At 72.8% G+C, this 13,145-nt stretch carries 12 protein-coding genes; 8 read left to right on the forward strand and 4 right to left on the reverse strand.

All coding sequences use genetic code 11. The annotated features are described in order from the left end of the window. Window positions 1-146: 146 nt before the first annotated feature. On the reverse strand, window positions 147-1,337 hold the full coding sequence (locus tag OG982_RS20425; RefSeq protein WP_323139297.1) for an NADP-dependent malic enzyme: 1,191 nt from the start codon (window positions 1,335-1,337) through the stop codon (window positions 147-149). Between the two features lie 533 nt (window positions 1,338-1,870). On the opposite strand from OG982_RS20425, the gene OG982_RS20430 reads away from it, so the two are divergent. The 3 genes from OG982_RS20430 to OG982_RS20440 are packed head-to-tail and all read left to right on the forward strand — an operon-like array spanning window position 1,871 to window position 4,578. After that, a complete protein-coding gene (locus OG982_RS20430; RefSeq protein ID WP_266784670.1) occupies window positions 1,871-2,827 on the forward strand; it encodes an ABC transporter substrate-binding protein in 957 nt (318 codons plus the stop codon). A 36-nt stretch (window positions 2,828-2,863) separates the two neighbouring features. After that, window positions 2,864-3,814, forward strand: a complete 951-nt coding sequence (locus tag OG982_RS20435) for an amino acid ABC transporter permease (protein WP_266784669.1) — start codon at window positions 2,864-2,866, stop codon at window positions 3,812-3,814. Further along, on the forward strand, window positions 3,811-4,578 hold the full coding sequence (locus OG982_RS20440; protein WP_053691788.1) for an amino acid ABC transporter ATP-binding protein: 768 nt from the start codon (window positions 3,811-3,813) through the stop codon (window positions 4,576-4,578). The genes OG982_RS20435 and OG982_RS20440 overlap by 4 nt, the downstream gene beginning before the upstream one ends. Before the next feature lie 62 nt (window positions 4,579-4,640). Here the strand turns inward: OG982_RS20440 and OG982_RS20445 are convergent, their stop codons facing one another. Further along, entirely contained in the window at window positions 4,641-5,396 is a 756-nt protein-coding gene (locus OG982_RS20445; RefSeq protein ID WP_266784667.1) for a trans-aconitate 2-methyltransferase, read from the reverse strand. Window positions 5,397-5,479: 83 nt separating this feature from the next. Between OG982_RS20445 and OG982_RS20450 the strand changes: the two genes are divergently transcribed. Further along, complete coding sequence (locus tag OG982_RS20450) at window positions 5,480-6,109, forward strand: CGNR zinc finger domain-containing protein (RefSeq protein ID WP_266949004.1); 630 nt, start codon at window positions 5,480-5,482, stop codon at window positions 6,107-6,109. Here the strand turns inward: OG982_RS20450 and sodX are convergent. After that, complete coding sequence (gene sodX, locus OG982_RS20455; protein ID WP_266949005.1) at window positions 6,013-6,432, reverse strand: nickel-type superoxide dismutase maturation protease; 420 nt, start codon at window positions 6,430-6,432, stop codon at window positions 6,013-6,015. The two genes, OG982_RS20450 and sodX, sit on opposite strands and share 97 nt — an antisense overlap. Before the next feature lie 171 nt (window positions 6,433-6,603). On the opposite strand from sodX, the gene sodN reads away from it, so the two are divergent. After that, window positions 6,604-6,999 (forward strand): superoxide dismutase, Ni, encoded by a 396-nt coding sequence (gene sodN / locus OG982_RS20460; protein ID WP_266784661.1) that lies wholly within the window; start codon window positions 6,604-6,606, stop codon window positions 6,997-6,999. Window positions 7,000-7,127: 128 nt separating this feature from the next. Here sodN and OG982_RS20465 read toward each other — a convergent pair whose 3' ends face one another. Continuing rightward, window positions 7,128-7,313 (reverse strand): DUF6104 family protein, encoded by a 186-nt coding sequence (locus tag OG982_RS20465; RefSeq protein WP_008741559.1) that lies wholly within the window; start codon window positions 7,311-7,313, stop codon window positions 7,128-7,130. Between the two features lie 142 nt (window positions 7,314-7,455). Between OG982_RS20465 and OG982_RS20470 the strand changes: the two genes are divergently transcribed. The 3 genes from OG982_RS20470 to OG982_RS20480 are packed head-to-tail and all read left to right on the forward strand — an operon-like array spanning window position 7,456 to window position 12,671. Next, on the forward strand, window positions 7,456-9,507 hold the full coding sequence (locus OG982_RS20470; RefSeq protein WP_266784658.1) for a trypsin-like peptidase domain-containing protein: 2,052 nt from the start codon (window positions 7,456-7,458) through the stop codon (window positions 9,505-9,507). A 19-nt stretch (window positions 9,508-9,526) separates the two neighbouring features. Further along, window positions 9,527-10,570: a MoxR family ATPase gene (locus tag OG982_RS20475; protein WP_266949007.1), complete on the forward strand. Its 1,044-nt coding sequence runs from the start codon at window positions 9,527-9,529 to the stop codon at window positions 10,568-10,570. Between the two features lie 4 nt (window positions 10,571-10,574). Next, on the forward strand, window positions 10,575-12,671 hold the full coding sequence (locus OG982_RS20480) for an SAV_2336 N-terminal domain-related protein (protein ID WP_266949008.1): 2,097 nt from the start codon (window positions 10,575-10,577) through the stop codon (window positions 12,669-12,671). Window positions 12,672-13,145 lie beyond the last annotated feature (474 nt).

Here is a 13,145-nt window from a genome sequence, read left to right on the forward strand (position 1 = left end):
TTTCGCCGCGTCCCCAGGGCGTCCGTACGGAATGTGCGTACGGGCATCCGGGTGCCGCGCCACGTGAAAGGGCCCGGCCGGAGTGATCCGGCCGGGCCCTTTCACATGCATCCGGGTGGTGGTCCCGGTGGCGATCCCGGTGGCGGTCAGGCCAGCCGGGCCACGCCGTCGGCCTTCGCGGCCGCGGCGACGGCCGCCGTGACGGCCGCCGCGACGCGCTCGTCGAACGGCGACGGGATCACGTAGTCGGCGGCGAGCTCGTCACCCACGACGCCGGCGATGGCGTCGGCGGCGGCGATCTTCATGCCCTCGGTGATCCGGCTCGCACGGACCTTCAGGGCGCCCGCGAAGATGCCCGGGAACGCCAGCACGTTGTTGATCTGGTTCGGGAAGTCCGAGCGGCCCGTGGCCACGACCGCCGCGTACTTGTGCGCGACGTCCGGGTGGACCTCCGGGTTCGGGTTGGCCATGGCGAAGACGAACGCGTCCTTCGCCATCGAGGCCACCGCCTCCTCCGCGACCGTGCCGCCGGAGACGCCGATGAACACGTCGGCGCCCGCGAGGGCGGACTCCAGCGAGCCGGTGAGGCCGCTCTTGTTCGTCAGGCCCGCGATCTCCGCCTTGACGTCCGTCAGGTCGGAGCGGTCCGCGGAGACGACGCCCTTGCGGTCGGTGACGCAGACGTCGCCGATGCCCGCGTCCACCAGGATCTTGGCGATGGCGATGCCCGCCGCGCCCGCACCCGAGATCACGGCGCGCAGGTCGCCGAGGGTGCGACCGGTCAGCTTCGCCGCGTTGCGCATGGCGGCCAGCGTCACGATGGCGGTGCCGTGCTGGTCGTCGTGGAAGATCGGGATGTCCAGGGCTTCCTGGAGACGGCGCTCGATCTCGAAGCAGCGCGGAGCGGAGATGTCCTCCAGGTTCACGCCGCCGAACGACGGGGCGAGACGGATGACCGTCTCGATGATCTCGTCGGTGTCCTTGGTCGCGAGCGCGATCGGAACCGCGTCGACCCCACCGAACTGCTTGAACAGAATGGCCTTGCCCTCCATCACGGGGAGGGAGGCCTCGGGCCCGATGTCACCGAGTCCGAGTACGGCCGTACCGTCGGTGACGACGGCGACGACGTTGGACTTCCAGGTGTACTCGTTGACGAGCTCCGGGTTCTCCGCGATGGCGCTGCAGACCTTGGCCACGCCCGGCGTGTAAGCGAGGGACAGGTCGTCCCTGTCGTTGACCGGCACGGTGGCCTGCACGGCCATCTTGCCGCCCCGGTGCAGCGCGAACACCGCATCGGGGTTGTTGTCCGTCCCGCTGTCGCTGCGAGGATTGACGATCTCCGCTGCCACTTTCTTGGCCCCTTAAGTTTTGAATCGTTGAGGGTGACCACTCCTGGTTAAGGGGTGGGCGGGCACCGCGTCCGTACTCCGCATCGACGGTTGGCCCGTCTCCGCGAAGGGGAGGTTCGTACGCGCGGGCGCGCCGCACGCGCGCCCTGAGCCCCTGATGAGGGGTGTAAGGATCCGTTTTACCGGAAGAACGCTCGCCCAGACGAGTCGATTCCTGCTCGACCATAAGCCTGTTGTCACGGTTTTGGCGAAAAGTCCAAACCTTCGTGTCCAGCAGTCGAGACGCGCAGCAAAAACTGCGGTGAAAGTGCCTGGTCACAGCGCATAGTTCGGCCAGAAGGGCCCTCGCCCGCAGGGCTGATGGGTCGCCTGGGATGTCCGTTATCCGATTTTGACCTGACGAGCTGCCTGAATGCGTCAGTCCGAATGGCAAGATGCCGTAACCACACAAGGTCGCGACACTCGATGGTGCGTGCCACGACCGTTTTCGGATGCTTTCCACCTGTCGGAGGAACCAGCCCATGACCGCAAGCACCACCCGTCGTACGACCGCCGCCCGGTCCCGCATCGCCGCGGCTGGCGCGATCGCGGTCGCGGGAGCCCTCATCCTCACCGGCTGTGGTGACCAGACGGAGAGCGCCGGGAAGACCGAGCCCTCCTCCGCGGCGAAGAAGAGCGACGCCCCGCTCTTCTCGGCCCTTCCGAAGAAGATCCAGGACGCGGGTGTCATCAAGGTCGGCACGGACTCCGCCTACGCCCCGATGGAGTTCGTCGAGGGCGGCAAGATCGTCGGCGTCGACCCCGACATCGCCGAGGCGCTCGGCAAGCAGCTCGGCGTGAAGTTCGAGTTCACCGCGGGCACCTTCGACGGCCTGATCACCTCGATCTACTCCGGCCGCCAGGACGCGATCATGTCGTCGATCACCGACAACAAGAAGCGCCAGGAGGGTCTGGACGACAAGGGCGAGAAGATCGGCAAGGGCGTCGACTTCGTCGACTACTTCTCCTCCGGCCTCTCGCTCCTCGTCAAGAAGGGCAACCCCGAGGGCATCAAGTCGATGGACGACCTCTGCGGCAAGACCGTGGCCGTCCAGCGCGGCACGATCTACGAGGACACCTTCAAGGCCCAGGCCGAGAAGTGCGGCGACAAGAAGCTCACCATCCAGGCCTTCGACACCGACGCCGAGGCGCAGACCCGCGTCAAGGCCGGCGGCGCCGTCGCCGACCTGAACGACTACCCGGTCGCCGCGTACACCGTGAAGACCTCCGGCGGCGGCAACGACTTCGAGGTCGCCGGCCAGCAGAGCGACGTCGGCCTCTTCGGCATCGGAGTGAGCAAGGAGAACACCCAGCTCCGCGACGCCCTCAAGCAGGCCCTCGACGCCACCATCAAGGACGGCTCCTACGCCAAGGTCCTGGAGAAGTGGAACGTGCAGGACAGCGCCGTCAAGTCCGCGACGATCAACGCCGGTCAGTAAGTCCCGCGCTCCACGCTCCACTGAAGGGCAGTCATTGTGACTGACAAGATCGAAAAGGGTCCGGCCGACACCCCGCCGGCCGGATCCGGCGCCTCGGGAACCCCGTACGAGGCCATCAAGGCAATCCCGGTGCGGCACTACGGCCGCTGGGTCAGCGGCGTGGTCGTCGTCGCGCTGATCGCCTGGCTCGTCTACGCCTTCTCCCAGGGCAACGTCATCTGGGCGACGGTCGGCGACAAGCTGTTCGACCCGGCGGTCCTCAGCGGCCTCGGCAACACCGTGATCATCAGCGTCTCGTCCATGCTGCTGGGCCTCGTGCTCGGCATCGTGTTCGCGGTGATGCGCCTGTCCAACAACCCGGTCACGAGCGCCGTCTCCTGGCTCTACATCTGGTTCTTCCGCGGCACCCCGGTGTACGTGCAGCTGCTGGTGTGGTTCAACCTGTCGCTGATCTTCCAGTACATCAACCTCGGTCCGATCTACAAGAACGAGACCGTCGACGTCATGACCCCGTTCATGGTCGCCCTCCTGGGCCTCGGCCTGAACGAGGGCGCCTACATGGCGGAGATCGTCCGGGCCGGCATCCAGTCGGTCGACGAGGGCCAGACCGAGGCCGCCCACGCGCTCGGCATGCCGCAGACGAAGACCATGCGCCGGATCGTGCTGCCGCAGGCGATGCGCGTGATCATCCCGCCGACCGGCAACGAGTTCATCAACATGCTGAAGACCTCGTCACTGGTCTCGGCGGTGCAGTACACGGAACTCCTGCGGGCCACGTCGAACATCGGCAACACGGCCGGTGCCATCATGGAGATGCTGTTCGTGGCATCCGTCTGGTACCTGGCCCTGACCAGTGTGTTCAGCGTCGGCCAGTACTACCTGGAGCGCCGCTTCGCCCGTGGTTCCACGCGGAACCTGCCGCCGACGCCCTTCCAGCGTCTGAAGGCCAACCTGAACATGTTCCGCCGTACGGAGGTCGCGCGATGACCGCTCAGCCGATGGTCAAGGCCGAGGGCGTCCACAAGTCGTACGGCGCCGCCCACATCCTGCGGGGCATCGACCTCGAGGTCGCCCCCCGAGAGGTCTTCTGCCTGGTCGGCCCGTCCGGCTCCGGCAAGTCGACCTTCCTGCGGTGCATCAACCACCTGGAGCGGATCAACTCCGGGCGGCTCTCGGTGGACGGCCAGCTGGTCGGGTACAAGCAGAAGGGCGACAAGCTCTACGAGCTGAAGGACAGCGAGGTCGCGGCCCAGCGCCGCGAGATCGGCATGGTCTTCCAGCGCTTCAACCTGTTCCCGCACATGACGGCCATCGAGAACGTCATGGAAGCCCCGGTCATGGTCAAGGGCGAGAGCAAGGCGGTGGCGCGCGAGCGCGCCGTCCGGCTGCTCGACCGCGTGGGCCTGGGCGACAAGGGCGGGAACTACCCCTCGCAGCTCTCCGGCGGCCAGCAGCAGCGTGTGGCGATCGCCCGCGCGCTGGCCATGGAGCCGAAGCTGATGCTCTTCGACGAGCCCACCTCGGCGCTCGACCCGGAGCTCGTCGGCGACGTCCTCGACGTCATGCGGGACCTGGCCGAATCGGGCATGACCATGATCGTGGTCACGCACGAGATGGGCTTCGCCCGCGAGGTCGGCGACAACCTCGTCTTCATGGACGGCGGTGTCGTGGTCGAGTCCGGCCACCCGCGCGAGGTCCTGGGCAACCCGCAGCACGACCGGACGAAGGCGTTCCTGTCCAAGGTGCTGTAGGCGCGCGACGCGGTTGAGGGGCGGTACGGGATTCCCGTACCGCCCCTCACGCGTCGCAGCGGCTACCTGACGCCGAGCACCAGGGCGTCGGACGGCGAGCGCCAGACCGTCCGGGCCTCCGAGAAGCCCGCCCCGCGCAGGGTCCGGGCGTGCCAGGCCTCGTCCGGGGTGTCGCCGTCGGCGTGCTCCCCGTAGATCTCGAACCGGCGCTTGACCGGCTCGGCCAGCACCGGGTCGGCGGCCGCCAGCGCCCACCAGTCGGCCCAGTCCAGCGCGCCCGCCTCACGGGCCCGGTCCATGCCGGCGTGCCGGTGGGCCCGCTCGGCGGCGTTGATCAGCGGGGTCGTCGGGTCGGGCATGTGGTCGGCGTTCAGGAAGACGCCGCCCGCGCGGACCAGCGGGGCCAGCTGCCCGTAGAGCACCGCCAGCTCCGGGCTGTGCAGCCAGTGCAGGGCGGTGGCCGTCAGCACCGCGTCGTACGAGTCGTACGGGAGCGCCGAGGTCCAGGCCGGGTCCTTGAGGTCGGCGGTGACGAAGGTGACCCGGTCGTCGCCCGCGAAGTGGCCCCGGGCGATGGTGAGCAGCGCCGGGTCGAGATCGACGCCCGTGCTGGTGGCCTCCGGGAACCTCCTGAAGACGCGGTCCGTGATACTTCCCGTACCGCACGCGAGATCCAGCACCCGGGGGGCGGGTCCCACCAGCGCCTCGACCATGTCCAGCATCACCCGGAACCGCTCCTCGCGGTCGGGCATGTACCACTCCTGCTGACGGTCCCAGCTGTCCTGCCAGGCCTGCCAGTCAGTCACGGTATCCGCCATCCCGAAGCCCTCCATACGTAATACCCTCGAATACGTCTCAGTCGTTACCCGAGACCCTAATCCGCAGCCGTAAGGACTAACAAGTGGAACTGGCCCATTACTCGGACCACGCCGTGCGCCTGGTCAACACCGAGGAGCCGGCCCGCAACAAGGACTCGCTCACCTCGGTGGACGCCGTCCGCGCCCTCTTCGGACCCGGAGTGCAGGCCGCCCGCCGGGTCACCGACGCCGACGTGACGCGCTTTCGCAACGTACGCGGCCGACTGCGCGCCGTCTTCGAGGCCGCCGACGGCGGCGACCACGTCCTCGCCGTCGACCTGCTGAACTCCCTGCTCATGGAGTTCCCCATCAGCCCGCAGGTCACCGGCCACGACAGCCTCGGCGACGACGGCAGCCCGCACTGGCACATCCACCTCGCCGACCACCCCTCGAACGCCTCGGCCGGATACGCCGCCATCGCCTCCTTCGGCCTGGCCTTCCACCTCACCGAGCACGGCCCCGACCGCCTGGGCCTGTGCCAGGCCGCGCCCTGCCGCAACGCCTACCTCGACACCTCCACCAACCGGTCCCGGCGCTACTGCTCCGACCGCTGCGCCACCCGGGCGAACGTCGCCGCCTACCGCGCCCGCAAGCGTCTGGAGGCCGAGACGTCCGCCCACAGCGGGCGCAGCGACGAGAGCGCCCAGGACACCCGTGCCCTGAGCGAACGCTGATCCGCCGCGCGCGGCCGGAACCGCAGCACGGCCGTCGCCAGCACCAGCTCCTCGGGCACCGTCCCGTAGTCGGTGCTGTCGCCGGTCTCGTTGTACGGGTTGTCCCCGAGCATCCACCAGCCGCCCGGCCGCCGCTCCGCCGCCCGCTTCACCACGAGCAGGTCCTGCTGGAACGGGTGGCGCAGCACCACCACGTCACCCGGCCGGACCACCGCCCCGTACCGCACCACCAGCCGGTCCCCGTGCAGCAGCGTGGGCACCATCGACGGGCCCGTCACCTCTAGTACCTCGAAGCGCGCCCGCGAGCGCCTGTTCTCCACCATCCCTGACCTCCTCGTCCCTCCCGCATGCTGCCGCACGCGCCCGTACATTCGCTCACCCCGCCTCCCGGCACCCTGGACTTTTGTCCTAAGCCCATGGGGGCGGCCGCGAATTCCGGTATCCGAGCGAGTAATCTCCCCCTTGAGAAGACGATCACGAGGAGGAATTACCCCATGCTTTCCCGCCTCTTCGCCCCCAAGGCGAAGGTCTCCGCCCACTGCGACCTGCCGTGCGGCGTGTACGACCCTGCCCAGGCCCGCATCGAGGCCGAGTCCGTCAAGGCCGTCCAGGAGAAGTACCAGGCCAACGAGGACGCCGACTTCCGCGCGCGCGCCATCACCATCAAGGAGCAGCGCGCCGAGCTCGCCAAGCACCACGTCTCGGTGCTGTGGAGCGACTACTTCAAGCCCCCGCACTTCGAGAAGTACCCGCAGCTGCACACCCTGGTCAACGACACCCTGAAGGCCCTCTCGGCCGCCAAGGCGTCGAACGACCCGGCGACCGGCCAGAAGGCCCTTGAGCTCATCGCCGAGATCGACCGCATCTTCAAGGAGACCAAGGCCGCCTGATCGGCAGCCCCGGCTCACCGCCGGTCTCTCACGGCCGAAGGGGCCCGACCGCTCAGCGGTCGGGCCCCTTCGCGTGCCGCCGACGTGCGCCCGGCGCGCGCCTGGCGTGCGTTGGACGTCCGTGACGGCTACTCGTCGTCGGCTTCGTCGTCGTCCAGGCGGGCCAGCCAGGTGGCCAGGCGTTCCACCGGGACCTCGAAGTCCGGGTTCAGGTCGACGAAGGTGCGGAGCTGCTCGGCGAGCCACTCGAAAGTGACCTCCTCCTCGCCGCGCCGCTTCTCCAGCTCCTCGATGCCGCGATCGGTGAAGTACAAGTCGGGCTCCGTGCCGTGATGAGGGTGAAGGGGTGTTTCCCGCCAGGATAATCCGCGTACCCGAAGAGATCTCCCGCCCTCCCCTTTCCCGGCGCTAGCCTGGAATGCCTCATTGGGGCACGTGGGAGTCGGGGGCCAGCGGATGCCGGACGGGCGCACGGGCAGCTCCGCACGCGCCTTCGAACTCCTGGAACCCCTTGTCCGGGCGGCGACCGTACGCGTCCACGCCCCGCCGGACGGGTATGGATCCCCTGGCACCGGACCCACCTGGGGGAGCGGCTTCTTCATCGCCCCCGGCTGGGTGCTGACGTGTGCGCACGTGGTCGGCGAAGGGGGTGCTGCGGTGCGTCTGGCGGGACGGGAGATCGGCATCACCTTCTCCTCCGGCGCGGGCGGCGCCACCGGGACCGTCGCCGGGCGGGTGGAATGCGTCCTGCCCGAACGGCTGGAGCGGCAGCGGCCCGGCCCGCGCACCCTGTGGGACCTGCCCGACCTGGCGCTCGTGAGGGTGCTCGCGCCCGTCACGCACGCCTGCGTCTGGCTCACCGACCGGGCCAGACCCCGGCTGGACGAGGCCGCCTACTTCGGCTGCACCGAGGACCTCGGGGTGCCCGAGATCACCGGCCGCGCCACCCGGCTGCGCGGCACCGCCGCCAACGGGGCCGCCATCCGGCTCGGCGACGACGACGAGATCGAGCCCGGCATGTCCGGCGGGCCCGTGGTGGACCTGGCTCGCGGCGAGGTCGTCGGCGTGGTCAAGGCCCGCCGGCACACGGGCGGCGGCGGACTCGCCGTCTCCGTCGCCCAGTTACGCACCCTGCCGATGGCCGCCACCGGGCAGATCGGGCTCTACCGCCGGGTCATGCAGGCCCACGACCTCTACCACTACGACCAGCACCTCAGCGACCTCGACAGCCGGCGCACCTGGACCGACGTCCACGACGAACTCTCCGCCGGGGACCCCGACCCGTACGGCCCCCGCCGCCTCACCCCCGGCGAGCTCACCACCCTGTGCGGGCTGCTCGCCGAACTGCCCCCGCCGGGCTCCTCCGAGGCCGTCCGGGCGCTGGCCGAGGCCGCCCGCGGCGAGGAACCGGACCCGGCCCTGCCCGCCCCGCTGAGCTGGCGCGACGGGCTGGGACTGCTGCACGACCCGCCGGGCGGGACCGGCGAGGCCGCCGCGATGCTCCGGTACGCCACCGACGTGAGCGTGGCCGACCACCGGGAGCCGCCGTCCCCCGGCGCCGACGAGGAACTCTGGGACTGGGTACGGACCACCGCCGCGCGGCTGTGGCGGCCGCTCCGCCGCGAGCTGGCCGAACGGCACGACCGGGGACTGGCCGAACGGGCCCGGCGGCGCCGGGCGTCGGCCGGGCGTTCGCCGTACGGACCCGCCCGCGCGGCCGACGGGCTGCCGCCCGGGCCCTCGGTCCTGCTGGAGGCGTGGGCGCACGGCTGGGAGGACGTCTACGACTGGCGGGTCTCCGTCCTCGCCGGGCCCACCCGGCCCGCGCAGGTGACCCCGGTCGACTCGGGCGTACGGGCCACCCTGGCCCGGCTGCCGGACGCGCTGCGGGCACCGCTGGCCGAGGGGTTCCGGCGCTGCGACACGCACGAGGCGGCCGCGCTGCTGGAGGTGGCGGTCGCGCCGGAGCTGTTCGGGCTCGCGGTGGACGAATGGGTGGTGGCCGGCGGGGTGCCGGTGGGCGCGCAGCGGCCGGTGGTGTTCCGGTACGCCGGGCCCTCGGAGACGGCGGGCGGGCGCTGGGCGCGGGTCCAGGCGGGCCCGCCGGCCGGCCAGCGGGCGGACTGCGCCCGGGGGCGGCCCCGCAGCCCCTCGCCGCAGTGGCTGGCCGGGCTCGCGGACCACATCGTCCCGGTGCTGTGCCGGGCGGCGGACCGGGAGCCGACGCTGGGGGCGCTGCACGGGGTGCGGGAAGCGGGGTTCGGGGTGGCGGTGTGCCGGCGGCCCCCGGAGGATCCGGGGGTGTCGTGCGCCCCGTTCCACCGGGGGCTGCGGGAGGAACTGGCCGAGGCGGGGCGCGGCGAGGTGCTGCCGCTCCGGCTGCGGGCCTTGCGGGCGCGGGCGCACGGGGCGGACCCGGACGCGTACTGGGCGGTGGGGGTGGGGCTGGTCTGGGACGACCCGGGCCGGCCGCTGCCGGAGGACGAGCCGTTGCGGGGAGACCTGTGACGTGCGCTGAGGAGCTTCCATGAATGACGAGTGGCTCATCTACCGGGGGGTCGGCGAGCCCCACGACGGGATCGAAGCGCTGCCCGGGCCGCCGCCCTGGCGGGACTTCGACGGGGGCCCGGCGACGGAGCCCGACGGCGGGGACGGGGCGCCGGGCGGGGCGGGCGGATCCGGTGCCGCCGGCCCGGACGGGAACGTGGCCCGGCGGCTCGGCGCGCACCGGCAGGCCGTCGAAGCGCACCGGCCCGAACCCGAGGAACTGGAGGCGATCAACGCCGCCCTCTACCTGCGCCGCCCGCTGCTCGTCACCGGCTACCCCGGAACGGGGAAGTCCACCCTCGCGCACGCCGTCGCCCACGAGCTGAAGCTCGGCCGGGTGCTGCGCTGGCCCGTGGTGTCGCGGACCGTCCTCCAGGAGGGCCTGTACCGCTACGACGCCATCGCGCGGCTCCAGGACGTGCAGATCGCCGCCAGCGGCGGGGCGGTCGGCGGGGCGCCCGGGATCGGCAAGTACATCAGGCTCGGACCGCTGGGGACCGCGCTGCTGCCCGCCGACCGGCCCCGCGTGCTGCTCATCGACGAGCTCGACAAGAGCGACATCGACCTGCCCAACGACCTCCTGAACGTGCTGGAGGAGGGGGAGTTCGCGCTCCCCGAGCTGGAACGGGTCGCCGACACCGAGCCCGAGGTGCGGGTGCTCACCGACGACGGGGCCAAGGTGACCGTCCGGGACGGCCGGGTGCGCTGTCGGGCCTTCCCGTTCATCGTCCTGACCAGCAACGGCGAGCGGGACTTCCCGGCCGCGCTGCTGCGCCGGTGCATCCAGCTCAAGCTCGGACAGCCCGGGGAGAAACGGCTCGCCACCATGGTGCGGGCCCATCTCGGCGAGGAGGCCGCCCGGTTGGGCGCCGACCTGATCCACGAGTTCCTCAGCCGATCCCGGTCCGAACTCGTCGCCGCCGACCAGCTGCTCAACGCCATCTACCTGACCCACTACGCCGCCCCGCCCACCCGGGAGGATCTCGCGGACCTGCTCATCCAGCGCCTCGACCGGCCGAGGTGACGCCATGCGGGAGCTGATCGCCCTGCTGCGCGCGGCCGGGCTCGATCCGTCCGCCGAGGAACTCGCCGACGCGCTGTGGCTGGCCGGGCGGACGGCCGCCCGGGCCGCGGCCTCCGGGTCCCCGGCGCGGACGCCGGCCGGGGAGCCGGAACCCGAGGGGCTGCCCGACGGGGTGGAGACGGCGCGCGAGGAGGCACCCGTACGGGAGGAGGCGGCGGCTGAGGATCCGGTCAGCCTCTACGCGTCCCGGGCCCGCCGGGTCGCCGGGCCGGAGGCGGACACTGACATTCCGGTCGATGGCGGGGTGCCCGTACGGGTGCCCAGGGCGGCCGCGCTGCCGCGGATCCTGGAGGTCCAGCGGGCCCTGCGCGCCCTCCAGCGGCACCGGCCGAGCGCCCCGCCCACCCGGACGGTGCTCGACGAGCAGGCCACCGCCGAGGCCAGCGCCCGAGCCCTCGGGCTGGTCGTCCCGGTGTTCCGGCCGGAGGTCCGGCGGGAGGCGACCGTGCGGCTGGTGATGGACGCCTCGCCCTCGATGGCGGTGTGGCAGGACATGTTCGACGAACTGCGGGCCGTGTGCGAGCGGTTGGGGGCCTTCCGGGACGTCCGGGTCTCCTACCTGCACCGGCTCGCGGACGGCAGGGCCGTCGTCGGGCGCGGGCCCGGGGCGGCCGGCGCGCGCTCCGGGGACCAGCTGCGGGACCCGACCGGGCGGGCGCTGACCATGGTGGTGTCCGACTGCGCCGGCCCGGTGTGGCGGGAGGGCGAGGCGCAGCGGCTGCTGTACCGGTGGGCGCAGTGCGCGCCCTGCGTGGTCGTCCAGCCGCTGCCGCAGCGGCTGTGGGGGCGCACCTGGCTGCCGACCGAGCGGGGCGGCCTGTGCCGGATCGAGGGCGGCGGAGGGAAGCTGATGTTCCGGTCGGACCGGCCGCGGCGGGCCGGGTGGCCGGGTGCCGGGCCGGGGGGCCGGCTCGGCGGCGGGCCGGGCGGCGGGCTGGCCGTGCCGGTGCTGCCGCCCAGCGCGATCGCGCTCGGGGCGTGGGCCCGGCTCGTCGCGGGGCTGGGCACCGGGCCGGTGCCGGCCGAGGTGGGCCGGGTGTTCGCCGACCACCCGGCCGCCCCGCTGCCGCCCCCGCAGGCCGTGCGGCCGCCGCGCGAGCTGGTGCGGCGCTTCCGTTCCTCGGCCGCGCCCCGGGCCGTCCAGCTGGCGGTGTACCTGTCGGCGGCGCCGCTGACGCTGCCGGTGATGCGGCTGGTGCAGCGCACGATGCTGCCGGACTCGGAGCCGTCGGACCTGGCGGAGGTGTTGCTGAGCGGGCTGCTGCGGCGCGGTGGCGACCCGGGCTGGTACGAGTTCGTACCCGGGGTGCGGGAGGTGCTGCTGGGGCCGCTGGGGCGGGACGAGGCGGCGCTGGTGCTGAAGCACTCCTCGGAGTACGTACTCGCCCACTTCGGGCGGGGCGTACGGAACTTCCCCGCGCTCGCGGTCACCCGGCTGACCGGGGTGCCGGTGGAGCCTGCGGCCGGCCCGGGGGAGCAGGGGGAGCCCGGGGAGCCGGCGTGGGAGGACCGGATGCCGGAGGGGCGGGTGCCGCAGGCCTTCGCGCGGGTCTCGGCCCAGGTCGTACGGCGCTACCTGCCGGAGCCGCCCGCGCCGGACCCGCAGGCCCCGCAGCGGCCGGCCCCGCCCGCGCGGGACTGGGCCGTACGAACGGCGCGGGCCCGGCTGGCCGCCGGGGACGAACGCGGGCTGTCCGAGGCCGTGGCGGTGCTGCGGCGGGCCGTGACCGTACCGGCCGGGCCGGGGGATCCGCCGGGCGAGGCGGAGTACGAGCTGGCGGGGCGCTGCTGCGGCTGTGGGTGGTGCGGCGGGACCCGGAACTGCTGGCCGAGGCGGAGCGCGCGGCCCGGGCCGCGACCGGGCCGCCGGGTCGGCTGGCGCTGGGCCGGGTGCTGCACGAGCGTGCGCTCGCGGCCGGTGCGGAGCCGGACGCGGCGCTGCTGGCGGCGGCGGAACGGGAGTTCGCGGCGGTGGGCGCCGACCCGGAGGCGGACCGGGAACTCCGGCTGGACGGCGCGGTGCGGCGGGCGGAGACCCTGATCCTGCTGAGCGCGCTCCGGGATGACGTGGGGGCCCTGCGGGAGGCGCGGGACGGGCTGGAGGGGCTGGCGGGGCTGGAGGAGCCGGCGGGCACGGACGCCGGGGCGGGCGTGTGGCTCGCCCTCGGGCGGGTGCTGCTGGCGCTGGCGGTCCGGTCCGGGGATCCGGTGGAGCGCGAGGAGCTGGCCGGGCTGGCCGCGGGGCGGCTGGAGGCGGTGCTGGCGGCCGCCGGGCCGGCGGGCCGGCTGACGGGCCGGCTGACGGGTGGGGCGACGGGTGGGCCGGTGGACGTGCCGGCGAGTGGGCCGGTGGGCGATCCGGCGGTTGGGCCGACGGGTGGGCTGACGGGTCGGCCGGTGGGCGCTCCGGCGGGTGGGCCGGTGGACGCGCCGACGGGTCGGCCGACGGGTGGGCCCGACGGCGACGCGCGGCGGCGGGTGCGGGTGGAGCTGGCGACGGCGCTGTCGTACCTGC

The organism is Streptomyces sp. NBC_01551 (genome assembly GCF_026339935.1).
Taxonomy (GTDB): Bacteria; Actinomycetota; Actinomycetes; order Streptomycetales; family Streptomycetaceae; genus Streptomyces.